The organism is Citrobacter sp. Cpo091 (assembly GCF_030332645.1).
Classification (GTDB): Bacteria; Pseudomonadota; Gammaproteobacteria; order Enterobacterales; family Enterobacteriaceae; genus Citrobacter; species Citrobacter portucalensis.
On the sequence record NZ_JAOWHL010000034.1, the window covers coordinates 1 to 25,696 of the forward strand.

A 25,696-nucleotide genomic window follows, 5' to 3' on the forward strand; every position below is an offset into this window, starting at 1 on the left:
CACCGCCATATTTTAAGAAGAGCTCGTACGCAAGTACGGGCTTTTTTTTCGCATGTTGCACATCTGCGGGGGGATGAGAAGCCCCGACCGGGGTTCGACTACTGGCGCAGCCAGTTGGACAGACCGCGAACGGAGTGAGTGGGCTGCCCGAAGGGCGAGCAAAGCGAGTCAATCCCCGCCTCACCGCCATATTTTAAGAAGAGCTCGTACGAAAGTACGGGCTTTTTTTTCGCATGTTGCACGCCAGTGGGGGATGTAATCCCCCACTGTATGATGAACGCTTTCCGATATACACGGAGTACTTTTATTACGTACTTAGCTTATTTTAATATCATCCCAATCGATATCTTCCTCTTCTTGATCATTATTTATAATTACATCCCGAGGAACATCTTTTTTGATAACGGCATAGACAGTAGCCGTGACAAATATATTAACTATCAATGCCATAATACCAGCCATTGGGTGTGACATTGTAGGAATCATCAAAACACCACCAAAAGGTACTGTTGCATCAGCGCCATAAACCATGGTGATTGCACCACCACAAGCACCGCCGATTGCTGCAGCAGCAATACCACGAACGATATCATTCATAACTATGGGTATAGATCCTTCAACAATATTCACCACCCCCATAGGAACAGCCGATTTTAACATTTCGATTTCTTCGTTATTATAAATGTTTTTGCGAAGAAGTTTGGCAATAAAGAATGCAAGCCCAAAACCGATAGGTGTTGCCGTGTTAACTAACTGTAGGGCCGTAATTGGTTCATTTATACCCTGCGCCTGGAGTGTTAAGACAAATGCAAAACACGTTTTATTTATCGGACCGCCAAAGTCAACGATACACAACGCTCCTATAACAGCACCTAATAGTAAATTTGATGAAGTTCCCATACTTCTCAGGAACGATGTCAGAGCGTCTGTAAAAATACCAATAGGCGTACCGATGATATAAACCATAATCAGGGCACTGAGAACGGATGCAAAAAATGGCACAATCAATGTGGGCATTAACCCCCTGGCCCAGTCAGGCACCTTCATATTTTTAATAATAGCGAGAGCAATATACCCGGAAATGTAGCCGCCGATCATGCCACCAATGAAGCCCGCACCAATAGCATTAGCCGCCAGACCAACGACAAAACCAGGGGCAATACCGGGCTTACCTGCGATAGAACCGGAAATCCCGATAGCTATAACGACGGGTAATAGTCCAAGCGCCTTGGCCCCCATAGTCGCGAAGGCCTGCCACAGATCAAATTGACCCGGTACTAAAGTGTCCTGAACCGTCCCCCCAAGGCCCATACCAATTGCAATAATAAATCCAGCACCACAAACAATGGGAATCAAGAATGAGATGGCAGTAAGCAGATGACCCTTAGGGTTTGCTGCTTTCCATACTTCTTTAATATTCATAAATTACGCCCTTTAATTTAAATAGGATACGCATAGGTAAAAGTTATGAATTTACTAATTCACTGAGTTTTTCAATAAGCTTATTGGGAGATTTAACTGCCATTTCAGTTGGCACTCTGACTACTTTCTTTCCAGCGAACCTTTCTTCACCAGAAATCTTAACATCGGCGGCTAACAGTACAATGTCGGCTTGTATGATCTCATCAGCGGTTAAGGCATTCTCGATACCTATAGTGCCTTGTGTTTCAATTTTGACATTATGCCCTGCTTTTTTCGCAGCTATTTCAATTTTCTTTTGCGCAATATATGTATGTGCAATACCTACAGTACAGGCTGTAACGCCAACAATATTCATAACTATTCTCCAGGATTTAATTATTTACTATGTTATGGCTGAGGTGTTGATTAAATTAAGCGTTAATGCCTTCATTTTCAGGGATCAAAAGTTCGATGATTTTCTGAGGATCATTTTCTTTCAGCAATTTTTCTATTATTTCTTCATCTGCTAATGAGCCAGAGACTTGTGATAGTAAACGGATATGAGTTGCATTTTGATCCACTAGACAAACAGCAAATAAAATAATACAACGAACATCACTTCCATCCATTGTTTCCCAGGGTATTTGATGTTGGGTTCGTCCAATAGCCAATGCAGTACGGGCTACGCCTGAGGATTTCCCATGTGGGATCGCAACATGATTCTCGAACCCAGTGGAGCCTTGTTCCTCGCGTAGCCAGACATCTTTTAGAAAATCATTTTTACTGATGACAACTCCATCAAGTACTAATAAGTCGGTTAATTCTTCAATGGCTTCTTCTTTTGTTTTAGCCATCATATTTAGCTTAATGTTCTTTGCATTAAGCACATCTGAAATATTCATAACTCACCTTCATTAATATAATAGGGTTACAGCGCCCTCAACCGAATAAATCAAGAGCGAGAGTAAAGAGACAGATCGGTTAAATAGACTCTTTACCCTAAGTAATGGCTTAATACGGTTGAGCGCGCTGTAATTTTAGGCAGCGACTTCGCGCTGGTAGATATCGACCATTTTATCCCAGGCATCACTGACATTATCCGCCAGGGAGAACAGGCCCGAGGTTCCCACAATATAGACGTCAACGCCGGACCGGGAGATCACATTAAAGGTTTTCTCGTTGCAGGATCCATCAATCTCAGTCAAGTAGTGGTAGCCTTTATTTTCACGCATCGCAATCAGTTCTTTGATTTTGGTGAGTGATTCCGGAATAAACTTCTGCCCTGCGTAGCCGGGGTCAACCGACATAACGGTCACTTTATCCAGCAGATGTGCGTACTCTTTAATAGCATCCGCTGGAGTTGCCGGATTCAACACCACGCCACACTGGCGACCAGCATCTTTAATCTGGTTCAGCAGGCGGAATATTTTGTTATTCGCCGTTTCCGGATGGAAACTGATAATATCGGCTCCCGCATCAATACACATTGGAATAATATCTTCCGGGTGATTCACCATCAAATGCACATCAATTGGCACATCGGTAATTTTCTTCAGGTTTTCGATAAAGAATGGTGACAGCGTAATGTTCTTCACATAGCTACCGTCCATAATATCGACGTGATAAAAATCAGCTCGGCCATTCATTGCCGTAATTTGTTCTCTGAACTGCGTTAAATCCATACACATTAACGAGGGCGAAAATTTAGCTGCCATACCTTATCTCCATAAAAATCAATTAGTTAAATAATGAAACGACATGCCCAAGTATGATTCCAACAACGCCGAAGTCCGCATCACCAAAAGTGGTGGATGCAAAACCAAGGTCGCCCATTAGAGGCAGCAAGATTGCAGGCAAAAACGAAATCAGCAGACCGTGAGCGAAGGCCCCCACCACCGCACCTCGGCGACCACCGCAAATGTTGCCGTAGACGCCCGCCGTCGCGCCGCAGAAGAAGTGCGGTACCAAACCCGGAACAATGACGCTTAAACCAAACAGAGGGCATAGGAACATGCTCACCAGACCGGCGGCAAAACTTGACAGAAAACCGACGATTACGGCATTCGGGGCGAACGGAAAGACGGTTGGGCAGTCGAGCGCCGGTTTGGCGTCTTTCACCAACTTGTCGGCGATACCTTTAAAGGCTGGAACAATTTCGGCAATAATCATGCGTACACCCGCAAGGATGATCCACACGCCTGCCGCAAAGGTCAGCGACTGGATAACGGCGAAGATGATAAAGTTCTGACCACCACTGACGCTGCTCTCAACAAATTCCTTACCTGCAACCAGCACCAGAATTACAAACAGGATCATCATCGTCAGAGAGATAGCAACCGAGGAGTCCCGCAGGAAATTCAGTGATTTCGGCACCTGCATTTCTTCAATTGACGGGCTACCTTTACCGACCGCTTTTCCCACCAGCGCCGACAGCAGATAGCCAGTTGAGCCAAAATGACCTAGTGCCAGATCATCAGTACCGGTTATTTTGCGAGTGAACGGCTGCAGAATGGCCGGAGAGACCACCATCATGATGCCGAGAATCACCGCCCCGACCAGTATCACCCAAAATGGTGACAGGCCGCCGACGGAGAGAATGACAGCCAGCATCGCCGCCATATACAGCGTGTGGTGCCCCGTCAGAAAGATGTATTTCAGCGGTGTAATGCGGGCAAGAACAATGTTAAACAGCATCCCCAGCACCATGATCATTGCCGTCGCGGTACCGTAGTTTTTCTGCGCCAACGCCGCCATGGCGTCAGTATTTGGCACAACACCCTGAATATGGAATGAGTACTCAAACAACTGGCTAAACGTTGTTAACGTAGTGGCAACAATCGCCGCACCGGATGTTAGTATTACAAAACCCATTATAGTTTTAAGAGTTCCGGAAATAACCTCGGAGACTGCTTTTTTTTGCAATAATAGACCGATCATGGAAAACAGACCGACCAGTACTGCTGGTGTACCCAATACATCATGAATAATAAACTGCAGCATAGAATGACTCCGTAGGGCCGCAAAAAATTAGTCAGAGATTCTCGGAAAGAATTTCTTTGATTTTATTGTTATCCAGTAAATTAGATAAGCCAAAGACCTGTGCAGCATGGCTGGATAGATGTTCAGCAATATCTTTAGCGCTAAGAATAATATCTGCAGTTTCACTTTTTGCCGACGTCAGGTCAGTATGTGAAACAATTGCTTCTTTATTTAGCTCTTTAATGATTTTTTTCACGTTCATTTCAACGATAAAACTGCTGCCTAAACCGTTACCACACACAATCAGAATTTTTTTCATCTTTACCTCACTATCCTTTGATAACGGCTTGAATTTTTTCCAATGAGGATGCTTTTAACAATGCTGAAAGTCTTTCATCATCGCTAAAAATATCCGCAAGGGCTGTGATCATATTAATGTGCTCATCTCCCGAAATCGCACATAACATAATCACCACATAAATAGGATCATTATCTTCCGAGTCAAAAGAAATGCCTTGTTTAATATGCAAAAGCGATAAGCCATTTTTAATCCCACCCTGTTCCGGACGAGCATGGGGCATCGCCAGACCAGGTGCTAAAATATAATAAGGACCGAGTTCCTGATGGCTATTTAAAATGGCTTTAATATAAGCCTGAGTTATCGACTCTTTATCCAATAAAGGTTGTGCCGCTAACGTAATGGCCTGTTTCCAGTCACAGACTGAATCCACAATTTGGATATTTTCTGTAGGTAACCAGGTCGTAATCATAAATACCCCGATAGCGTTGAAATTGAGCCTACTATAGAGGAATGCCTTCACGCCTTACCGTGATCTCCCTCGCAAAGTTAGCGCTAACACGATGGCGATGTTAAAATTCTTGTTACCGCTAACTTCATTAACCATACTTATCATTACTTTGCAGTTGGGCAATGCGCAAAACGCTAAACATCATTTACAATGGGAGCCCAGACAGGCTAAAGGAGGACATCAGTGCAGACGTTACAAGCGGACGATAACGATAGCGCGCGAGAAAAACGCAGGAAAAACACTGGCAAAATTACGCTCGCCGAAGTGGCAAAACTGGTCGGCGTTAGCACGATGACCGTGTCGCGCGCACTACGTATGCCTGAAAAAGTGAATCCTGAACTACGCACCCGCATCGAAGCAGCGGTGAACGAGTTGGGCTATGTGCCAAACCTGCAGGCCCGCAGCCTCGCCTCTGCTGACTCCAGTCTCGTAATGGGTGTGGTGCCTTCTTTTTCCTCCCCTGGATTTCTTGCCGTCTCCGAAACGCTACAGACGGTGATCGCGACCCAGGGCTACAGCATGATGTTTATCGAGTCCGGCCAGGGTGGACAAAGCGAAGAAAAAGCCTTTGCACAAATGCTCGCCTATAACCCGGCGGCGATTGTTCAGTTCAATATTGATAACATCAGCAGTTGTTCGCAGATGATAAGTAATACCGGCGTGCCGGTGGTTGAGATTGGTGCCATTAATCGCGATGCTAACTGGGTCAGCATCGGCGTTGACTACGCTGCGGCCATTAAAAAGCTGGTCACCTCCCTTGCGCATAGCGGATATAAAAATATCGGCCTGCTCTGCACCGCCTCCAATAACATTATGTTTCGCCAGGTGCTGAGCGGCTGGAACAGCGCCATGCTCTCGGTTAACCACTCCCCACATCGCGTGGTGACCTCTCACCTACCAGCAGGCATAACGACCGGTTTAAACCTGCTGGGAGATATTCGTATCACCTGGCCAGAGCTGGATGCGCTGATTTGTACATCTGATGAAATTGCCTGCGGCTGCATTATGGCCTGCCACGGTGCAGGACAAAAAGTGCCCAACTCCCTGGCATTGGCAAGCTTGAGTGGTGGTACTCTTGCCGCAGTTTGCTCACCTTCTCTGACTGCTGTCGAGTTCCCATGGAGTGAAACAGGAACTCGCGCTGGAAAAACGTTACTTGATCTCCTTGCTGGCAATTCGACGGATAAATTCATTGAATTACCATCAACGTTACAAGTTCGCGCGAGCACCAGAAAATTGTAATGCGGTAATATTTATTAATTTGTCATCCTGCCTACAGCCTTGCATATCTCCGTAGGCCTGATAAGCGAAGCGCCATCAGGCATGGCAGTTATTGTCGGCTGAGCAGCGTTAGCACTTCATAGTGCGCGGTGTGTGGGAACATATCGAAAAGTTGGACGCGTTCAATGCGATACCCAGGCAACTCACGAATATCCTTCGCCATGGTTTGCGCATTACAGCTGGAATAAACGATATAACGCGGTGCCATGCGAGAGAGAAAATCGCACAGCGGCTTTCCAATCCCCCGACGCGGCGGATTCACCAGCACCAGGTCAGGTACTTCGCCCTGAGCGGTAGCAAACTGGGTTGAATCCAGCGCCTGAAAATGCAGATTCTGCAACCCAAGCTCCTGCGCTGACTGCTTCGCGCAGGTAATCGCTTCTGGCGCGATTTCAATCCCCGTCAGTTTCATTTGCGGTGTAGCACAGTGCAGACCAAAACCCCCGACGCCGCAAAACAAATCCCACATGTGATTAACCGGAAGCTGACGCACCCAGTCACGCGCCGTGGCATATAACTGCCCCGCTACCACCGGATTGGTCTGGAAGAAACTCTGCGGGCGGATCCACAACGGTACATCGTTAAAGCGTTCCGCCAGCGCCTGTTGTTCCGTCAGGAAGATTTCTGTCTCCCCTTCCATAATCGCCATATGCACCGGCTGAATATTGGCAGTGATCACTTTTAACTGTGGGAGTTGTGCCTGCAACCAGGGTAGTGCCGCGCGCAGTTGTGCCAGTTTTGCGTCAGAACGCAGGACAAAACGCAGCATCATACCGCCGTCGTATCGGCTTTCCGTTAACAGCAGATATTTCAGCTCCCCGCGTTTGCGCGCCACGTTATAGGGCGTCAGCCCCGCCCGAGCGATAAACGGCTTAAGCGCGGCAAATACGGGCGCAAAAGACTCAGGATAGAGCGGACAGTCGCACAAATCCTCAGGCGTACCGTCACGATGCAGCATTCCCAGAAGCGGTTTTTCCACGCTGCCGCTGACTACCATTTTGGCTTTATTACGAAACGCGCTTTCCGGACCACTGACCGGCGCGCACCATTCTCCGACCGGATACTCGGCCAGCAGATTCTGCAGATCGGCTGTTTTTTCGAAGAGTTGATCGGCGACAGGCTGTGTTATCCACTGACAGGAGCGGCAGCGTTCGGCGTCATATAGTGCGCACTGCATACAAAGACCTACAAATTAACCGGGGGCCAAGATTATACACGTTATTGCAAACGGAAGAACCGCCTGCTGGACGCAGGAACAAACAGCAGCAGCAATACCAGCATATCCGGCAGTTTTTGCATTACCAGAGTATGCAGGATTTCGCGTCTGGACTCCCCCGCAATACTGAACAGTTCGGGATATCCGTAGCCCAGCGAAGCCGCCCACAGATAGACGCTGGCGATAATCTGGGTCAACAGATAGATCCAGCGCGCCCAGTTCCGTCCTTTTACCAGCGAAAATGCGCAGTAAATTTCGATAAATAGCAGCACCAGACTGCCCAGAAACACCAGCGTCAAATTCCAGGTCTGCACACTGCGATGAATAAACTCACTGGTTCCACGAAACCCAAGCGTATTAAAAATCATCAACAGATCGAGACAGCGGATCATGATAATAGCCAGCGCCGCCACCTGCACCAAAGCAGGGACGTTTAAGCGAGCATGTGATGTGGATGATTTCTTAAAAAATCCCAACGCGTCGTCTTCCATGAAAACGGCGCAGCCACCACAGCTGCGCCGTATAGACAGGTTGGCAGATTTTAGTTTTTTCAGCCGCGTCTTGCACGTTGGATATCGCGGATCCGTTGTTTTTCTGTTCGCGCCATCAGATACCACGCGATAAATCCGATAATTCCTACCACACCAAGGATCAGCGTCGCCAGGGCGTTGATCTCCGGGTTCACCCCCATACGTACGCTGGAGAACACCAGCATCGGTAACGTTGTGGCGCCAGGACCAGAGACAAAGCTGGCTATAACCAGATCATCGAGTGACAGCGTGAAGGCTAATAACCAACCGGAAATCACGGCCGGCATAATCATCGGCAGGGTGATGACGAAAAAGACCTTCAGCGGCGTGGCGCCGAGATCCATCGCCGCTTCCTCAATGGAGTGATCCAGTTCGCGCAAACGTGAAGAAATCACCACCGCTACGTACGCCGTACAGAAAGTGACGTGCGCCAGCCATATGGTCAGCATGCCGCGATCCGCTGGCCAGCCGATGGCGTGAGCCAACGCAACAAACAGCAGCAGCAGCGACAAACCGGTAATAACATCCGGCATGACCAGCGGCGCGGTGATCATAAAGGCGAAACCATTCGAACCACGAAAACGACCAAAGCGCACCATGACCACGGCGGCGATGGTGCCAAGGATTGCCGCCATCGTCGCAGCACCCGCAGCAATCGTTAAACTCATGCCGACGGCGCTTATCATCGCGCTATCGTGAAAAAGCTCGCCATACCAACGTGTTGACCACCCCGCCCAGACCGTCACCAGCTTCGAGCTGTTAAACGAATAGATAACCAACATCAGCATCGGCGCGTACAGGAAGGTAAAGCCCACTACCAGGATAAAAATACGCCACGGCGAGCGAACGACCGGTAAGTTATTCATCCGTGTTCCCCCACGCTTTTTTGCTGATATTTGTGGAACCACATGATCGGCACAATCAGTAGCAGCAGCATAATAATGGCGACAGCAGAAGCCACCGGCCAGTCGCGGTTATTGAAAAATTCCTGCCACAGCACGCGACCAATCATGATGCTATCCGGGCCGCCCAACAGTTCCGGGATCACAAACTCGCCAACAGCCGGAATAAATACCAGCATTGACCCGGCGATAATCCCACCCTTGGTCAACGGCACAATCACGCTAAAGAAGGTCTTAAGCGGCCGTGCACCTAAATCCAGCGCCGCTTCCACCAGCGAGTAATCGATACGGGTCAGCGCGGTATAAATCGGCAGCACCATAAAGGGCAAATAGGCGTAAACAATACCGATGTAGACCGCCAGATTGGTGTGCAAAATCGTCAACGGTTGGTCGATGACGCCCAGCCACATCAGGAAGTTGTTCAGCACGCCGTTGTTTTTTAGGATCCCCATCCAGGCATATACGCGAATTAAAAACGAGGTCCAGGACGGTAGGATCACCAGCAACAGCAGAATATTACGCGTTGAGGGTTTACTGTGCGCGACGGCCCATGCCAGCGGGTATCCCAGCAGCAGGCAACAGATTGTCGAAATTCCCGCCACCTGTAACGATTGCATGTAGGCATCGAAATAGAGCGGATCGTCCGTCAATTGCAAAAAATTGCCTAAATTGAGCGTGATGGATAACTGATCGTCAGCCCATGAAACGAGGTCCGTATAGGGAGGAATAGCGCGCGCCATTTCAGCCAAACTGATTTTGAAGACGATCAGAAAAGGCAGCAGAAACAGGAGCAGCAGCCACACATACGGCAGCGCGATCACCAGCTTGCGCCCGTGCTTCATTTGCAGCCGCGACATAAACAGCGTGAATCGCCCTGCTTTATCCACGCGTGCCGGAGGTTCAAGTGTACTCATCTTCGCTCCTTAAACCGTCAACACCACACAGCTGTCCGCATCCCAACATAAACGGACTTCGTCACCCCAGGTTGGTAATCCCTTGCGATAACGATGCTCATTTTGTAGCTGGGCGCTCAACATCTGGCCGCTTTTCAAACGTACGTGGTACACCGACAAATCGCCCAAATAGGCAATGTGTACCACTTCGCCTACCGCGAAGTTATAACCCTCTGGCGGAGGGGCTTCGCAGAGCATGATTTTCTCCGGGCGCAGCGCAACGTATACCGGGACGTTATCGACAATAGACGCATCGGCGTCCACTTTCAGCGGATGCACCAGTCCAGGAGACTCAATCACCAGACCATCTTCCTGGCGTTCTTTTAGCAGTCCCTCAAAAACGTTTACCGAACCGATAAACTCTGCGCTGTAGCGCGTAGTCGGATGCTCGTAGATCTCTTCCGGCTCGCCGATCTGGACAAATTTGCCACGGTTCATGATCGCGATACGGCCCGCCATCGTCATGGCTTCTTCCTGATCGTGTGTCACCATCACGCAGGTCACGCCGACGCGTTCAAGGATATCCACCACTTCCAGTTGCATGCGGTCTCGGAGTTTTTTATCCAGCGCTCCCATCGGCTCATCCAGCAGCAGCAGTTTTGGCCGTTTCGCCAGACTACGCGCCAGTGCCACACGCTGACGCTGGCCGCCAGAAAGCTGATGCGGCTTGCGTTTGGCGAACTCCTGCATATGCACGAGTCCCAGCATCTCATTCACCCGACTGGCGATTTCAGCCTTCGGCAGTTTGTCCTGCTTGAGGCCAAAGGCAATGTTCTGCTCGACAGTCATGTGCGGAAACAGAGCATAGGACTGAAACATCATATTAATCGGACGCAGATAAGGCGGGACATGCGCTAAATCGACGCCATCAAGCATGATTTGCCCAGTAGTCGGCAGTTCAAATCCCGCCAGCATCCGTAGCAGAGTCGATTTGCCACAGCCGGACGCGCCGAGCAGAGCAAATATTTCACCTTTGTAGATAGTAAGATTGACGTCATCAACGGCGTGCTGACCGTCAAATGACTTGGTCAGATTGCGAATTTCAAGCAGCGGGGTCAGCGCTTTGCGGATTTTCGCTTGTGGGCGTGGGGTTGCATCATTCACTCAGGTGCTCTCCGGCATAAAACAAAGAAACGGTGCAAATAACGCACCATAAAGGTGCGTATTGCCGGGTTATATGTGTCCGGGCTCAACGCTGCCCGGCAGGCAAAAATCCTGCCGGGTCATGTCCCAAACATCGGTTTATTTCCCGCTTTTTACCTTCGTCCATGCGCGGGTACGTACACGATCGATCTTCGGATCCTGTACTTTCAGTGTGAACAGCTTGGCGCGAACATCCGCAGGCGGGTAAATGCCCGGGTTGTCACGAACTTCAGGGCTGACCAGAGCCGTCGCTTCTTTGTTGGCATTGGCATAAAACACGTGGTCGGAGATATGCGCAATCACATCAGGGCGCAGCAGGTAATTGAGGAACTGATAGGCTTCATCTTTGTTTTTCGCATCGGCAGGCATCGCGAATACGTCAAAGAACGCCATTGCACCTTCTTTAGGAATTGAGAAGGAGATATTGACGCCATTTTTCGCTTCTTTCGCACGGTTTGCCGCTTGCCATACGTCCCCTGCCCAGCCAATCGCGACGCAGGTATCACCGTTTGCCAGGTCGTTGATATATTGCGAAGAGTGGAAGTAGCGAATATTTGGGCGCAGCTTCAACAGCAGATCGGTTGCTGGCCCGGTGTAATCATCCGCTTTGGTACTGTTTGGGTCTTTACCCAAATAGTTCAGCACCGTGGCAAACACCTCTTCGGGCGCATCGAGGAAAGAGACGCCGCAGCTTTTGAGTTTTTCCAGATTTTCTGGCTTGAGGATCAAATCCCAGCTATCAACCGGCGCATCCGGCCCCAGCACCGCTTTGACTTTATCCACGTTATAGCCAATACCGGTCGTAGCCCACATATACGGCATCGCGAACTTGTTGTCCGGATCGTGTTTACCCACCAACTTCAGCAGTTCAGGATCAAGATTTTTCCAGCCCGGCAATTTGCTCTTATCCAGCGGCTGGAATACGCCCGCAGTCAGTTGACGCTCAAGGAAGCTGGCAGAAGGAACGACAAGGTCAAAGCCGGTACTGCCAGCCATGAGCTTACCTTCCAGTACTTCATTGGAATCAAATACGTCATAGATAACTTTAATTCCGGTCTCTTTTTCAAAATTAGCCACCGTGTCCGGGGCGATATAATCAGACCAGTTATATATATGCAGCGTTTTTTGTTCAGCAGCGAGCGTGCCGGCAGAGATGGCCATCAGAGCACCCGCAACCAGGCCTGATAACCATTTTTTATTTAAGGCGGTCATAATCTCTTTCCTTCTGAAAGTTCGTTAACAAACGAACAAAAATGTCACACTCTAATGATATGCAAGAAACGTGCATATTCTTTCATGCGGCACCGATGAAAAGAGAGACCTCTCCTCATGCCGCTGTTGCTCGCTGGCATCCGCCGATGCATTCAACACACATTGTGGCCACAGGTCAGGTCACAAGGGGCTGTTTAAATGATGACGTTGGTAAGCTTCGCAAGAATAACTTTAGCCAGGAATTGTGGATATAGCCCAGATTAAAAAACGTCTTTTATCAATTTTTTATGCAGGAATTGTCTATGACATAAAGCGGAAGGCGCTGAATCGAGGTGAATAATTCTTTAATGAAAGGTTAAATGCAGAATAAAAACAGGCAATACGCAACCGCTCTGGCAGCGGCTGCGCGATATATGTCCAGATTCAGGAAGAATTAATGGAGGAAATGAATTTCAGCGGTGCTGTTTTGCGCATCTTCTTCAGCATTAAATAACAGCTGATGCGCTCCGGCTTCGAGGATCACCATCGATATTTGCTCTTCGCTCTGGCGAACAAAACATTCAAACTGCTCAAACGTTACGCCCGGCGTAACGGATAAAGACTGGCAAACCACCAGCTTTGGCAGATTATCATCCTGCATATCCAGAAACGCTTTCACCGTCAGTGAACTGGCATTGATCGCAGACAGATCGGCGGCCAGTGGCAGCAATGCAGAAGGCCTGACTTCCGCCATCGCAGAAAACAGAATGACGTTATCGACCAAATCAACTTTTGCATCAAAGATGCCGTCAAAATTCTGCATGTGTGGCAAGTGCAGCGCCTGACAGGTATCGCATTCAAAAAAACTCATGCCCAGGTCGTCGAGCCATTGACGCAACGTATCCAGAGTGGGAACGACCAGTGATGTCATAATAATGTGCGACCTCTATTGATGAAAAAAATACCGGCACAGCTTACGCAAAAAGAGCGTGTCATACCACGATCGCAATCGATATTGCGCTTAGCCGCCGATTTTAAGACAAAATTCAGGAGTAGCATGGCGCTCGATCCACTGAATCATTTTCGCGGCAATGTCTATTCCAGTGGTTTTCTCCACGCCTTCCAGCCCCGGAGACGCGTTAACCTCCATGACCAGTGGCCCTCGATCAGCGCGCAGAATATCAACGCCTGCAACGTCCAGGCCCATCGTCCGGGCGGCTTTGAGCGCAATTTCTCTTTCGCGCGGCGTGATACTCGCAATAGTCGCCACACCACCGCGATGGAGATTAGAACGAAAATCGCCCTCTTTAGCCCGTCGTTCAATGGCGGCCACTACTTCATCGCCCACCACGAAACAGCGGATATCGCGACCCTTCGCTTCTTTGATATATTCCTGAACCAGGATATGGGCATTCACCCCACGAAAGGCATCTACCACGCTTTCTGCAGCCTGCCGCGTTTCCGCCAGCACCACGCCGATCCCCTGGGTGCCTTCAACCAGTTTCACCACCAACGGCGCACCGCCAACCATGTCAATCATGTCGCTGGTATCGTCCGGAGAGTGAGCAATTCCGGTGATGGGTAAATCAATTCCCTGACGCGCCAGCAGTTGTAGCGAACGCAGCTTATCGCGCGCTCGCGTAATCGCTACCGATTCATTCAACGGATAGCTACCCAGCATCTCAAACTGGCGCAGCGCCGCCGTCCCATAAAAGGTAATCGCGGAACCAATCCGCGGGATCACCGCGTCGAAATGGGGAAGCTGACGGCCCTTGTAATGAATAGAGGATGCCGCCGGGCTGATGTTCATATAGCAAGAAAGGGGATCGATAACTTCAACCAGGTGACCGCGCTGCATCGCCGCTTCACGCAGGCGTTTACAAGAATAGAGCGTTCCGTCCCGGGACAAAATGGCAATTTTCACCCTGCACCTCTCTGAATGACCTGGTAAAAGCTGGCGTATCATACACTGGGTTAAAATCTTTAGCGCGTGGCCCATCCCTGTTTATGCAAATATTCCAGGATAAAGGGGCGACTTTCTTTAATGATGGTACGGCGAATATGATCGCTCCAGGTGTCGCGGCGGGTATTGCTGCCTCGGGTCAGATAGTACTGCGCGAGCTGCTCATCATATTGCGCCAACACATCACTGTTGAGTGGCTGGTATTGGTTTTCATGCACCACAAGCGACGCGGGCAGGCGCGGCTTGATATCCGGGTTATCCGCAGGCCAGCCGAGGCACAATCCAAAGAGCGGCAGAACATGTTGCGGAAGCTTCAGCAGTTCGGTGACCGGCTCAATATTGTTACGCAAACCGCCAATAAACACGCCGCCAAGTCCCAGCGACTCTGCCGCCGTCAACGCATTTTGCGCCATCATTGCAGTATCAACCACGCCAAGCAGCAGTTGTTCCGCCAGCCCAAGCTGCGCGTCAGGGCAAATCTGCAAATGACGGTTAAAATCAGCGCAAAACACCCAGAACTCAGCGGCCTGTGCCACATGCTTTTGGCCGCCAGATAAGGTAGCCAGCGATTCACGCAGGGATTTATCCGTTATGCGAACGATCGTTGTGCATTGTAGAAAACTGGAGCTTGACGTTCCCTGAGCGGCGGCAATAATCGCCTCACGCTGTGCATCCGAAATGGCATCATCAGTAAAATGGCGAATGGAACGGTGGCTGCGGAGTAAATCAATGGTTGGAGTCATCTCTTTTGTCTCTGTCTGAATCAGTTGAATCACCGGGTGCGCGAGACATCAGTTGCGGTGCCAGCAGTTGAGCAACACGCCACATCAACGCCACCGCAGCAGGGAGCATCAGCAGTACGCCCAGAAATATCATCACCACGCAGGCTAACGGGCTGTTAAGCAGTGCGGGCAAGGTGAGGTAATCGTTAAGCGATAGCAGCGCCAGCGATAACAAAACCATCCCAATTATTTCCAGCATCAATACGCTTTTGGGTAATACACCAATTGTGCGCATACGCGGCCTCCCGGCGAAATGGCTTCCATTATAAAACGTTCCGGCTTGCCGTGTTTAACAGATATAGCTTGAGGATATCAAAGCAACAGGCTGAACCTGCTTTCCATCCGTCACAAATCGCGGCATCATAACCGGTATTGCCATCCGGCCTGATAAGTTCGAGGAGAAAGAGATGTTTGCCGTTATTTTTGGTCGCCCAGGGTGCCCGTATTGCGTGCGCGCAAAAGAATTAGCAGAAAAATTAAGCAGTGAGCATGACGATTTTAACTTCCGCTACATTGATATCCATGCTGAAGGAATTACCAAAGCAGATCTGGAAAAGACGGTAGGTAAGCCAGTTGAAACCGTTCCGCAGATTTTTGTCGATCAAAAACACATCGGCGGCTGCACGGATTTTGAAGCTTGGGCAAAAGAGAACATGAATCTGTTCGCCTGATAGCGGTTTCTACGCCCTCACCTTGAGGGCGTCATCAGTTCTTTTTCCGCCGTTGATGCTGATTGAATAAGCTACTGATAAATAAAAAACATAATGCGCCAAGCGCGCACCAAAACACCGCACTAAACAACCACGCCAGCTCTTGCCACAATGAACGCGTCGGCATAAAAACGAACCGCATCAGTAACAGGCAGCACGGCGCCGCCAACATTGCACCAAGCAGGGGTTTGAGCACTTCCCGACGATGGGAAAAAAAGCTTGCTGCAGCACCAGGTAAGATAAAAAACAACAATCCGACCTCAGGATGCCCTGCCGCTCTGAATGCCCCTTTCACGTTCAGCGTTAATGAAAGACACACCACAATAAAGAGCACAAAGCAGCAGACCGCACTCGCCCAACTTTGCTTATGTTTCAATCGTTCCTCCTGACACATTCTCTATCGAACACTCTTTTCGCCCGCAGGCGTCCAGTCAGATAAAGTAACTCGGCATTCCATGCCAAAAACACACCCACACGATTCTTATAGCCGTTGATACGTAATGAGATTAAACTAACCGCATATATTGTTATGCTGCATTATTCGGGGCTGTGTACGATGCTATCGCCCCTTAATTTCTGGCAAAAACATTAGCGTAAATTGCCATTTCTTTCAATAGCTTACTAGTAAACAAGAAGTTAGTCTCCGTGAATATAAACGTCGCAGATTTGTTAAATGGGAATTACATCCTGTTATTATTTGTGGTCCTGGCTCTGGGCCTGTGTCTGGGCAAATTACGTCTGGGTTCAGTCCAACTCGGTAATTCCATTGGCGTTTTAGTGGTCTCCCTATTATTAGGTCAGCAGCACTTTAGTATTAACACCGATGCATTAAATCTCGGCTTTATGCTGTTTATTTTTTGCGTCGGCGTCGAAGCCGGTCCCAACTTTTTTTCGATTTTTTTTCGCGATGGGAAAAATTATCTAATGCTTGCCCTGGTGATGGTCGGTAGCGCAATGCTGATCGCGCTGGGGCTGGGTAAGCTATTTGGCTGGGATATCGGCCTGACGGCGGGTATGCTGGCTGGCTCGATGACCTCAACGCCGGTGCTGGTCGGCGCGGGTGATACCTTGCGCCATTCAGGAATGACAGGGACACAACTTTCAAGCGCTCTCGATAACCTGAGCCTGGGTTATGCCCTCACCTATTTGATTGGTCTGGTCAGCCTGATTGTTGGTGCGCGCTATTTGCCGAAACTCCAGCATCAGGACCTGCAAACCAGCGCCCAACAAATCGCGCGTGAACGAGGTCTGGACACCGACGCCAATCGTAAAGTGTATCTCCCGGTGATCCGCGCCTATCGCGTTGGCCCTGAACTGGTGGCATGGGCCGATGGCAAAAATCTGCGCGAACTGGGTATTTATCGCCAGACCGGTTGTTACATTGAACGCATCCGTCGCAACGGCATTCTGGCCAACCCGGATGGTGATGCGGTGTTGCAAATGGGCGATGAGATAGCCTTAGTTGGTTATCCGGACGCCCATGCTCGCCTCGATCCCAGCTTCCGTAACGGTAAAGAGGTGTTCGATCGCGATCTGCTCGATATGCGCATCGTCACTGAAGAAATTGTGGTGAAAAACCACAATGCCGTAGGTCGTCGCCTGGCCCAGTTGAAACTAACCGACCATGGTTGTTTCCTGAACCGCGTGATCCGTAGCCAGATTGAAATGCCTATTGATGACAACGTCGTACTCAATAAAGGTGATGTGTTGCAGGTCAGCGGTGATGCTCGTCGCGTGAAAACCATTGCCGATCGTATCGGCTTCATTTCAATTCACAGTCAGGTGACCGATCTGCTGGCCTTCTGCGCCTTCTTTATCATCGGTCTGATGATCGGGATGATCACCTTCCAGTTCAGTAATTTCAGCTTCGGCATTGGGAATGCGGCTGGACTGCTGTTCGCCGGGATCATGCTGGGCTTCCTGCGAGCCAACCACCCCACATTTGGCTATATCCCACAGGGTGCGCTGAATATGGTGAAAGAGTTTGGCCTGATGGTATTCATGGCAGGCGTCGGTTTAAGCGCAGGCAGTGGCATTGGTAATGGCCTGGGTGCCGTCGGTGGTCAAATGTTGATTGCCGGTCTGGTAGTCAGCCTGGTTCCGGTTGTCATCTGTTTCTTGTTTGGTGCTTACGTATTGCGCATGAACCGTGCCCTGCTGTTTGGTGCCATGATGGGCGCACGTACCTGTGCTCCGGCAATGGAAATCATCAGCGACACCGCACGCAGCAACATCCCTGCGTTAGGTTATGCAGGGACCTACGCGATTGCCAACGTTCTGCTGACATTAGCGGGGACACTCATCGTCATTGTCTGGCCTGGCCTTGGTTAGCGCTGAAATTTTCCTTTAATTGAAAAATTTTTTGCAGGTAAGCAGAACTTTTCTTCAAGGCGTCAGTCATAACTATTGCCACTGCTTTTCTTTGATGTCCCCAATTTGTGGAGCCCATCAACCCCGCCGTTTTGGTTCAAGGTTGATGGGTTTTTTGTTGCCTGAAATTCACCCCCCTTCCAATCAACCACTTAGATAACTTCTTCTTCATGTATGGCGACAAAGTGGCGACAGAGCTTTTGTTATGGCAACACCAGACGTAAAAAACCCGCCAGCGGCGGGTCAGTATTAGTAAGCAAATTGTTCCTGCATAACCTTTGGATGAGGCGGTGCTGTGCTGATTTTTTGAGGACGGCATACTGAGCGCACAAAAGTCTCATGCGTCACGAAGGTATGCCCGCACTCGATGTTAGTGCACTGGTTGTAGCGTTCTTTGGTTTCATTGGAAACCTGGAAGCTGCTTCGGGTATGTGCAGCCTGCCCGCACATAGGACAATTCATCATAATAATCAGCCCTCATTATTAACCAGTTCGCAATAATGATACACCATTGTTCGCAATTTGGAACTAATCATTCCATTGCGAACTCATCTATTTTCACTTCAAGCTCCATGCTGGTTGTAAATCCATTATCCGGGCTGACAGAATGCGTCAGGGTGGTAATGGTCCATTCGGCATCATCGATCGGCTGCTTAAACCCCGTCACCTTCACCGGCATTTCCGTATAGAGATCAGCCCGCCCCTCAGCCAGCTGCAGGGAAAATGAAGCAACCCCACGCTGCAGACGTTCCCACTGCATTTTTGCTGCGCGCTCTGCATTGCTCCGATTGGCATAGGTACGATTAAGAACCAGCACGTTTTCATCCGTTCCCACCAGATAATCTCCCCGTTTTGCTTCCGGCTCTTTGGGTGTGGTGGTTTTCTTTCGACGGCGCTTAACACTGGTTGTCTCTTTTTTCCTGGGTTCACGCGTATGCAACCAGCTGGCAATAACACCGGTATAGGCACCACGATCAGCAAGGGTGAACCGATGACCGTCACCGGCTTTGCGTGTGATGGTGATAACCGGCAGCGGCTTGCCGCTTGCCGTTCTTCCCTGTCCCTGCCGGATAAACAGCAGATTCCCGTCTTTAACGGAAGCAATCGCCCCATACTGTCTCGCCAGTTTCATCAGAAAACTTGCATCGCTTTCATTGGTCTGGTCCAGATGATCCAGTGCCTTATCCGTCAGGTCTTTACCCAGCGCCACTTTGAGGTTATGCCGGGCGGCGATTTCCTTTACCACCTCCCCCACCGTTGTCTGATGCCATGATTTTTCGCGCCGTGTATTCAGGGTCTCACGGAAATCTGCACTACGCGCCCGGATGGTCAGTCGGTCAGGGGCACCGCTGTGTTCAATTTCATCCACGGTAAAAGCCCCTTTAGGGAAAAGCGGCTGGCCTTTCCAGCCCAGCGCCAGCTGAATCACTGCCCCACGTCGCGGCAGGGCGATCAGCCCGTCGGCATCGTCCAGCTCCAGATCAAGCTGGTCCGCTTCAAAGCCCCGGTTATCCGTCAGCGTCAGACTCATCAGACGGGTATCCAGCACGGTCGTCACGTCCTTACCTTCAATGACGATACTGAAAGCCGGGCTTTTGCTGTTCAGGTTCAGGAGATCAGAATTAACGTTCACTGCAGCAATCCTCCAGCCGTGTTTTTAATCCCCCCAATCGCAGAGGCAGCAGAGTCCTGCAGGTTGCTAAGCTGGTCACTCAGGCTCCCGAACATGTCAGACAGCGACTCATCAACCCGTTTGAGGGTGATCGTAAACTCAATGCGCCGGGGCATTCCACTGGCAAAAAACTCCGTCTTTGTCTGGCTCAGACTTTCAATAACAAACATGCCGTAAATGGTTCCGCTGCCTTCAATCAAAGGCCAGGCTTTGCCCTGCTCTGCCATCAACTCCAGCGCCAGCAATGACAGCCTGCCTCCGGTCACTTCCGGCAGCAGAACCCCGGACAGTGTCAGTGAATCATTATCCGGACCAAGAAACTGCGTTGACGGGCGGCGATTCACCCGGCTGTTGGCTGCATGTCGCCAGCTGCGCTGATACTGCAGCTCCTGATAAGGGACAGTGCGCAACATAAATACATATAAACCCAGCACCATCATCATGATTCATACCCCCCCTGATCGCTGAAATTGCTGCGCGCTTTTGCCCTGGCCCTGCGTTCCCGCTCGTCAAGCTGGCGTGCCACTTCACGGGCAATATCCTGCGCACTCTGTCCCGGCTGCGCGACGATATGAATGGGCGCATTTATCTCATAACGAATAACTGACGGCGGGCTGTCAGCCTTCACTGGCTGAGTCTGGTATGCCCTCGCAGGCAGACTGAACGGATGAAGCGGAGCCGCTTCTGCAGGTGCCGCAGCTACCCCCATCACGCCAGCAACGACAGAGGCAAGAGCAGCAGTACGCCGTCTGCTGGTGACATTTGCCGGTCCGTTCACAATTTCAGGGCCATTTTCTCCAACAATGCCAAACTGCCCGCGTGGAATGATCCCGCCCGTGTCGTACATCCCTGCGTAAGCCGGAAACCCGCCTGGCGGCAGCACCACTTTGCCGTCACTGTTCACCGTGGCGGATTGCTGCTGCGTGACCTGCGCAGGCAGTTTCGCCTTTGCCGCCTCCTTACTGACAATACCGAGCTTTTCCAGTAGCCATGACACACCGGATTTAAGAGACTCCAGCGGGTGCATCACCCTATTCAGACCTTCCGCCAGCGCCTCACCAAACCGGCGCCCCATTGCAGCTGCGCTGTTCAGTTCTTCGGAAGTGGATTTAACCGACGTAAGTAAATCACTGAACCAGCCCCACAAGGCCTGCACCCTGTCACCAATCCACTGAAACACGGGTCTGAGCGGCTCAAAGGCGGCGCTGATGGGTGCAGCAGCGGCTTTGAACCCTTCCACCACGCCCCCCAGAAATGCACTGATGGGCTGCCAGTATTTCCACACAACCAGCGCCACACCAGCCAGCGCAGCCACAACCAGCCCTATCGGACTGAGCAGCGCACCCAGCATGCCGGAAATACCAAACAGCGCGCCGCGAAGTAATGCCAGCGGACCAGAAACAAGAAAACGCAATACGCCACCGGTAGCTGTCAGCCCACCCCGCAACGCCGCCAGCGGGTTCATCACCATACCGATAATATTACGGATGCCTGACATACCGGCACGGAACACGGCAAGCGGCGCACCTGCCACCGTTTTCAGTGCATTACCCGCTATTCCGGCTGAGCGACGCAGGGAATTAAGCGGGGCACTCAGCAACCCGACACTGCCACCGGATGACGCCATACCACGACGCAACAGGAAAAGTGGCGCACCTGCCAGCCATGACAGGGCACCGCCAGTACGTGTTACCGCTGCAGCAACGGAAGGTAATGTTTTTACACCCAGCACAGACAGGCCAAACCGAATCACCGCAATCGGCCCCAGCACAGCAGCCACTGCCACGGCAAGTGTACCCAGCCCGACAGTGACAGCCGCCGTAGCCGCCGCCACTTTCATCAGAGTGCCAGCCAGTATGGGATTCTGCTCAACCCAGCGACGCAGCGCCCCGGTCACACCCTTAACCATACCCATAATATCCATCAGCGGCTGGCGCAGCGTTTCCCCCAGGCTGCTGAAAGCGTTCTGCGCGCCCGTCTTAACCAGCAACCACTGCGCAGACAATGAATCCTTGTTAATGTCGGATTCTTTCTGCATGGAGCCATTAGCACTACTGCCTGATGTGAGTTTCAGCTGACGCTGCAGCTCAGGCAGGTTGTTAGCCAGCTTTGCCGCGTCATCGCCAAACTCTTTGCCAAAAATCATTGTCATGGCTGACAGGCGTTTATCCTGCGGCAGATTGTTGACCTTCTCCAGAACCCGCTGAATGGTGCCCATGGCATCGATGGTCATCTGCTTTTCAATCTCCTCCGGATTGAGTTTCAGCAGATCCATACCTTCAAAGAAGCGTTTACTTTGCATAGTGGCAATGGACAGCTCACGCACCATGGCATTAGAAGCGCTGGCGGCGATTTCCGGGGCAGCCCCAAGTGAAAGAAATGTTGAACCCAGCGCCGCGGCCTTTCGGAAGTCAAGGCGGTCAGCCACGCCCCCCATACGCTGCAGGACGTTGATAATGTCCCCGCCCTTTGACATGGCGTTATCGTCCAGGTAGTTCAGCGCATCGCCCAGTTGTTCAATATTGCGCGTCGGCACTTTATAGAGCTGCGCGATTTTTCCCAGCCCTTCCGCCAGCTCATTGGCGGGCAGCTCAAAAGCCGTTGCAGCTTTTGCCGCCGTGGATGCAAAGGCCAGCAGGTCACGTTTCTGGTCCTCAAAGGGATCATCCTGGTTGGTCACGCCCATGCGCGCGCCCCCCTCAACCAGCGCGGCATAATCTATAGCGCCATTTTCCATCGGCAGCTGCTCACTGGCAGCCTTGATGGCATCCTGCATGTCATAAAACTGTTTTGTACGGTTGCCGTTATCGTCACGAAGCCCGTTTACCTGTTTTGCCACGCCTTTCATGGCATCTTCCATGCTGGCATAGCTTTTCACGGCCGCCATGACCGGGGCACCCATTGCCAGCCCCGCAGCCGTCGTGGTGGCTCCGGCTCCGGCAATACGGTCACGCACCTCAAGACGACGGGAATATTGCTCACGAGCAGCATTCACTTTCGCCTGCTGCTCGCCCAGGCGTTTCAGGGATTTCTGCTGGCGGTCCAGTGCCTGGCGGGTTTCATCGGCGTTCTGCCTCAGCGTACGCTGAGCGGAGCTTAGATTTTTTGTACTGATACCTGCGGCGCTTAATTCACCACGCTGCCGCTGAACCGATTGCTGCAGCCCATTAAAAGCCTCTTTGAGCTGCCCGGCCTTTCGCTTTGCCTGCTCCAGCTCCTTTGCCTGCTTTTTCGTCGGATTGCTGGCAGCAGAAAACGCGCTAGCCAGTTCGGTAACCTTCAGGCGCGCCGCGGTAAGGTCGCTTCTTGCTCCTTCCAGTTGGGCACGGACCTTACGGAAACCATCAATGCGCCCCGCCTGACCGTCCAGCTCTTTTAATCGGGTGCGGCTTTGTTGAATAGCAGTAGCCAGCTCTTTTGAGCTGGCCTGCGCGGATCGAAATGGGCGGGTGAGCTTGTCAACCGCATTCAGAATCACCTGCAGACGCAGGTTATTGTCACTCATCGCTGGCCCCGCTTCTCTGAATCGCTTTGTGCCGCCACTCCAGCACCTCAGTCAGCGGCATAACATCAGTGATGGACGGCGACCAGTGAAAGATGGTGGCAATATCCGCCACCAGATCATCTACCGTCAGGCTGTCGGTAAATCGGCAAGCACCGACTTCTTCAACAAAAAAGTTACTACCTCAACCGACAACGCGGTGAGATCTGCGGGGTCCAGTTCTGCCATTTCCTGTGCGGTCAGCGTCGGGGTTGAGATACGCGGGATAACGGTCATCATCGCCCCCACGTCCATATCCATGATGGCCTGCAACCGTGTGCCACGCAGCGCACCGGAATGAGGCTTACGCAGCACAATTTCGGTGATTTGGGTTTTACCACGAATGATCGGGGTATCCAGTTGCACGGTTTTTTCAGTTTGTTTGTCGCTCATGTTCATTTCCTGTTAATAGCGTACTGGCGCGGCTGACTGCGCCATTGAGTCAAATCAGAGGCCAAGGGCGTTACGGTGTGCTTCCATCAGGTCCACGCCGTCAACGATTTCAATCATGTTGACCACATCCACCTCATAGAGCACCTCGCCGTTGATTGTCAGCTTCGCATAACTGTTGGTGCTGCTGACTTTGGTGCTGCTGCTCTCGCCGGTTTTCCACTCGCCGGAATCCACCTCTTTGTGACGCCCGCGCACGACCAGCTCCACGGCCTGCACTTCGCCGGTATCATCACGCTGAATAGAGCCTGTGAAACGCAGCTGGATGCCGTCAACCGTGGCTTTACCCATCTGCTTGAATAACAGCAGTTCGGTGCCGCCAATTGAAAATTCCGTGTCCAGTGCGCCATCATCCAGCCCCATATCCACATCCACCGCGCCCGGCATACCGCCGCCGCGATACTTCTCAAACTTGCGGGTGAATTTCGGTAGGGTCAGTGACTCAACGATCCCCTGCCAGTTGTTCCCATCATTGAACAGGTTCAGGTGTTTTAACTTACGTGGTAAAGCCATGTAGCCCCCTTATGCGCTGACCTTGCTGGCAAAATCCATCAGGTACTGATCGGTGATGCGCTGGCGCAGCATCAGGTTTTCCAGCGGTGGCACCGGCGTGTAGTCGTAGTCGATAGTGAGCTTCCCTGCTTTCAGGGAGTCTTTATCGTTCACCGACTCATCCAGCCAGCAGTCAGCACCAATGAGATATCCCTGATTCACCAGGCTCCGTAACTTCGCGCGGACACCTTCGATAATGTCGCGGGCCAGCGATGGATTCAGTGGTTTATCCACCGCCCACATGTGCGCTTCTGCGATAGTGTCAGCCAGCACCTGCGCCGTACGGGTGTAGTTCTCAAAGGCAAACAGCGGATCGTCGCTGAGGCAGCGGGAACCCCAGAAGCGGAAGCCGTCTTTACGAATCAGCGTGGTGACGTCGCTCTGGTTCAGCAGCCCCGCATCCGTTGCCGGATCCTGCAGGTCCCAGAACACATCAGCAGAAATACCGGTGACACCGTTTACGCCCACGTTGGACAGGGTTTTGTGCCAGCCGGTCTGCTCGTCGATTTTGGCACGCAGGCCCAGCGCACAGGCAGAGGCGTAAGCCGTCGCGTCCGCCTTAAGTACCGTGTCAAAATTGATGAAATCAGGCCAGATCAGCATCCCCTCGCGCTGGCTGAAATTGTCGCGGTAGGCAATGGCTTCTTCTACCGTTTTGCAGCCATAGGCGGACAGGTAGGCAAACCCGCGCAGGCTCTGCGCCACGCTCAGCAGTTCCGTGGCAACGGCCTGCGTGTCATGCCCCGGCACACCGAGAATGCGCGGCTTGACGCCCAGCTGCGACTGCGCCGACAACAGCGCTTTCATGCCCGTTTTTTTACCGTCAGCGGTTACGCCACCGACGATGCTGGAGGTTGTTTCCGCTTCGGTTTCGCCCTGCGCCACGCGCACGACAACAGTCACGGGTTTTGCCTGGTCCGCAATCGCGTCGAGTGAACGGGCCAGTGTGCCGGATTCTCCCGCCTTGCCGCTGGCGGTCAGCACATCGGTCAGCAGGACCGGCTTATTAAGGGGAAACATGGACGCATCAGCATCATCGCCGGTGCAGACCATGCCCACGATGGCGGTGCTCACTGTGGTAATGGGTCGGGTGCCCTCGTTGATTTCAACAACGCGCACCCCGTGGTGGTAATCCTGAGCCATAAAGATATCTCCAGTTATATTACTGAGATACATTGGCCTTATTGATGCTTTACATCATCCAGTTGACATTGTGCCATTGACGGTACAATCAGACTCAGGTAAGTATTA

At 51.3% G+C, this 25,696-nt stretch carries 29 protein-coding genes and 1 other RNA gene; 4 read left to right on the forward strand and 26 right to left on the reverse strand.

The window, feature by feature from the left end:
* Positions 1-52: 52 nt before the first annotated feature.
* Positions 53-189, forward strand: a non-coding RNA gene (locus OGY04_RS23230) — RtT sRNA.
* A 126-nt stretch (positions 190-315) separates the two neighbouring features.
* Here the strand turns inward: OGY04_RS23230 and OGY04_RS10580 are convergent.
* From OGY04_RS10580 to OGY04_RS10610, 7 genes are all read right to left on the reverse strand, one after another.
* Entirely contained in the window at positions 316-1,422 is a 1,107-nt protein-coding gene (locus OGY04_RS10580) for a PTS fructose transporter subunit IIC (protein ID WP_063940631.1), read from the reverse strand.
* Between the two features lie 43 nt (positions 1,423-1,465).
* Entirely contained in the window at positions 1,466-1,777 is a 312-nt protein-coding gene (locus OGY04_RS10585; RefSeq protein WP_286585254.1) for a PTS fructose transporter subunit IIB, read from the reverse strand.
* Between the two features lie 55 nt (positions 1,778-1,832).
* A complete protein-coding gene (locus tag OGY04_RS10590) occupies positions 1,833-2,303 on the reverse strand; it encodes a PTS sugar transporter subunit IIA (protein WP_284884388.1) in 471 nt (156 codons plus the stop codon).
* Between the two features lie 135 nt (positions 2,304-2,438).
* Positions 2,439-3,116: a D-allulose 6-phosphate 3-epimerase gene (gene alsE / locus OGY04_RS10595; protein ID WP_286585255.1), complete on the reverse strand. Its 678-nt coding sequence runs from the start codon at positions 3,114-3,116 to the stop codon at positions 2,439-2,441.
* 22 nt (positions 3,117-3,138) lie between these two features.
* Positions 3,139-4,401 carry a PTS ascorbate transporter subunit IIC gene (gene ulaA / locus OGY04_RS10600; RefSeq protein ID WP_286585256.1) on the reverse strand — a complete coding sequence of 421 codons (1,263 nt, stop codon included), beginning with the start codon at positions 4,399-4,401 and terminating at the stop codon, positions 3,139-3,141.
* Between the two features lie 31 nt (positions 4,402-4,432).
* Entirely contained in the window at positions 4,433-4,699 is a 267-nt protein-coding gene (locus tag OGY04_RS10605) for a PTS sugar transporter subunit IIB (RefSeq protein ID WP_267441719.1), read from the reverse strand.
* A gap of 10 nt (positions 4,700-4,709) precedes the next feature.
* Positions 4,710-5,150 carry a PTS sugar transporter subunit IIA gene (locus OGY04_RS10610; RefSeq protein ID WP_103284950.1) on the reverse strand — a complete coding sequence of 147 codons (441 nt, stop codon included), beginning with the start codon at positions 5,148-5,150 and terminating at the stop codon, positions 4,710-4,712.
* A 222-nt stretch (positions 5,151-5,372) separates the two neighbouring features.
* On the opposite strand from OGY04_RS10610, the gene OGY04_RS10615 reads away from it, so the two are divergent.
* Positions 5,373-6,431: a LacI family DNA-binding transcriptional regulator gene (locus tag OGY04_RS10615; RefSeq protein ID WP_267441720.1), complete on the forward strand. Its 1,059-nt coding sequence runs from the start codon at positions 5,373-5,375 to the stop codon at positions 6,429-6,431.
* Positions 6,432-6,519: 88 nt separating this feature from the next.
* On the opposite strand, the gene rlmC is transcribed toward OGY04_RS10615, so the two are convergent.
* The 10 genes from rlmC to OGY04_RS10665 all read right to left on the reverse strand — a co-directional run bounded on the left by rlmC (position 6,520) and on the right by OGY04_RS10665 (position 15,385).
* A complete protein-coding gene (gene rlmC / locus OGY04_RS10620) occupies positions 6,520-7,647 on the reverse strand; it encodes a 23S rRNA (uracil(747)-C(5))-methyltransferase RlmC (protein ID WP_048214585.1) in 1,128 nt (375 codons plus the stop codon).
* A gap of 41 nt (positions 7,648-7,688) precedes the next feature.
* Positions 7,689-8,177: a YbjO family protein gene (locus OGY04_RS10625; protein WP_003035378.1), complete on the reverse strand. Its 489-nt coding sequence runs from the start codon at positions 8,175-8,177 to the stop codon at positions 7,689-7,691.
* Between the two features lie 59 nt (positions 8,178-8,236).
* A complete protein-coding gene (gene potI / locus OGY04_RS10630) occupies positions 8,237-9,082 on the reverse strand; it encodes a putrescine ABC transporter permease PotI (RefSeq protein ID WP_008784246.1) in 846 nt (281 codons plus the stop codon).
* A complete protein-coding gene (gene potH / locus OGY04_RS10635; protein ID WP_071445005.1) occupies positions 9,079-10,032 on the reverse strand; it encodes a putrescine ABC transporter permease PotH in 954 nt (317 codons plus the stop codon). The genes potI and potH overlap by 4 nt, the downstream gene beginning before the upstream one ends.
* 9 nt (positions 10,033-10,041) lie before the next feature.
* Positions 10,042-11,175, reverse strand: a complete 1,134-nt coding sequence (gene potG / locus OGY04_RS10640) for a putrescine ABC transporter ATP-binding subunit PotG (protein ID WP_008784245.1) — start codon at positions 11,173-11,175, stop codon at positions 10,042-10,044.
* Positions 11,176-11,313: 138 nt separating this feature from the next.
* Positions 11,314-12,426, reverse strand: a complete 1,113-nt coding sequence (gene potF / locus OGY04_RS10645) for a spermidine/putrescine ABC transporter substrate-binding protein PotF (RefSeq protein WP_136391668.1) — start codon at positions 12,424-12,426, stop codon at positions 11,314-11,316.
* A 433-nt stretch (positions 12,427-12,859) separates the two neighbouring features.
* A complete protein-coding gene (locus OGY04_RS10650) occupies positions 12,860-13,336 on the reverse strand; it encodes a type III secretion system chaperone family protein (protein WP_003831662.1) in 477 nt (158 codons plus the stop codon).
* Between the two features lie 90 nt (positions 13,337-13,426).
* Positions 13,427-14,329, reverse strand: a complete 903-nt coding sequence (gene rimK, locus OGY04_RS10655) for a 30S ribosomal protein S6--L-glutamate ligase (RefSeq protein WP_003831660.1) — start codon at positions 14,327-14,329, stop codon at positions 13,427-13,429.
* Between the two features lie 59 nt (positions 14,330-14,388).
* Positions 14,389-15,111 carry a nitroreductase NfsA gene (nfsA, locus tag OGY04_RS10660; RefSeq protein WP_008784243.1) on the reverse strand — a complete coding sequence of 241 codons (723 nt, stop codon included), beginning with the start codon at positions 15,109-15,111 and terminating at the stop codon, positions 14,389-14,391.
* Positions 15,095-15,385 carry a DUF1418 family protein gene (locus OGY04_RS10665; RefSeq protein ID WP_286585257.1) on the reverse strand — a complete coding sequence of 97 codons (291 nt, stop codon included), beginning with the start codon at positions 15,383-15,385 and terminating at the stop codon, positions 15,095-15,097. Before OGY04_RS10665 ends, nfsA begins: the two co-directional genes overlap by 17 nt.
* 172 nt (positions 15,386-15,557) lie before the next feature.
* Between OGY04_RS10665 and OGY04_RS10670 the strand changes: the two genes are divergently transcribed.
* The gene (locus OGY04_RS10670) at positions 15,558-15,821 is read left to right on the forward strand and encodes a GrxA family glutaredoxin (protein WP_003035358.1); all 264 of its coding nucleotides are present in this window, start codon (positions 15,558-15,560) and stop codon (positions 15,819-15,821) included.
* A gap of 34 nt (positions 15,822-15,855) precedes the next feature.
* Here OGY04_RS10670 and OGY04_RS10675 read toward each other — a convergent pair whose 3' ends face one another.
* On the reverse strand, positions 15,856-16,236 hold the full coding sequence (locus tag OGY04_RS10675; RefSeq protein WP_003035356.1) for an inner membrane protein YbjM: 381 nt from the start codon (positions 16,234-16,236) through the stop codon (positions 15,856-15,858).
* A gap of 269 nt (positions 16,237-16,505) precedes the next feature.
* Between OGY04_RS10675 and OGY04_RS10680 the strand changes: the two genes are divergently transcribed.
* Positions 16,506-18,191, forward strand: a complete 1,686-nt coding sequence (locus OGY04_RS10680) for an aspartate:alanine antiporter (RefSeq protein ID WP_003831652.1) — start codon at positions 16,506-16,508, stop codon at positions 18,189-18,191.
* A 288-nt stretch (positions 18,192-18,479) separates the two neighbouring features.
* On the opposite strand, the gene OGY04_RS10685 is transcribed toward OGY04_RS10680, so the two are convergent.
* The 8 genes from OGY04_RS10685 to OGY04_RS10720 form a co-directional block, all read right to left on the reverse strand.
* Positions 18,480-18,695, reverse strand: a complete 216-nt coding sequence (locus tag OGY04_RS10685) for an ogr/Delta-like zinc finger family protein (RefSeq protein WP_286585258.1) — start codon at positions 18,693-18,695, stop codon at positions 18,480-18,482.
* A 67-nt stretch (positions 18,696-18,762) separates the two neighbouring features.
* Positions 18,763-19,863, reverse strand: coding sequence for a phage late control D family protein (locus OGY04_RS10690; protein WP_286585259.1), 1,101 nt, complete (start codon positions 19,861-19,863; stop codon positions 18,763-18,765).
* Positions 19,860-20,345, reverse strand: coding sequence for a phage tail protein (locus tag OGY04_RS10695; protein WP_058842450.1), 486 nt, complete (start codon positions 20,343-20,345; stop codon positions 19,860-19,862). The genes OGY04_RS10690 and OGY04_RS10695 overlap by 4 nt, the downstream gene beginning before the upstream one ends.
* Positions 20,342-23,407, reverse strand: a complete 3,066-nt coding sequence (locus tag OGY04_RS10700; protein WP_286585260.1) for a phage tail tape measure protein — start codon at positions 23,405-23,407, stop codon at positions 20,342-20,344. Before OGY04_RS10700 ends, OGY04_RS10695 begins: the two co-directional genes overlap by 4 nt.
* On the reverse strand, positions 23,400-23,519 hold the full coding sequence (locus OGY04_RS10705) for a GpE family phage tail protein (RefSeq protein WP_001397628.1): 120 nt from the start codon (positions 23,517-23,519) through the stop codon (positions 23,400-23,402). The genes OGY04_RS10700 and OGY04_RS10705 overlap by 8 nt, the downstream gene beginning before the upstream one ends.
* 14 nt (positions 23,520-23,533) lie before the next feature.
* Positions 23,534-23,836, reverse strand: coding sequence for a phage tail assembly protein (locus tag OGY04_RS10710; RefSeq protein ID WP_286585261.1), 303 nt, complete (start codon positions 23,834-23,836; stop codon positions 23,534-23,536).
* Positions 23,837-23,890: 54 nt separating this feature from the next.
* Positions 23,891-24,406, reverse strand: a complete 516-nt coding sequence (locus OGY04_RS10715) for a phage major tail tube protein (protein ID WP_286585262.1) — start codon at positions 24,404-24,406, stop codon at positions 23,891-23,893.
* A gap of 9 nt (positions 24,407-24,415) precedes the next feature.
* Complete coding sequence (locus OGY04_RS10720) at positions 24,416-25,588, reverse strand: phage tail sheath protein (protein ID WP_286585263.1); 1,173 nt, start codon at positions 25,586-25,588, stop codon at positions 24,416-24,418.
* Positions 25,589-25,696 lie beyond the last annotated feature (108 nt).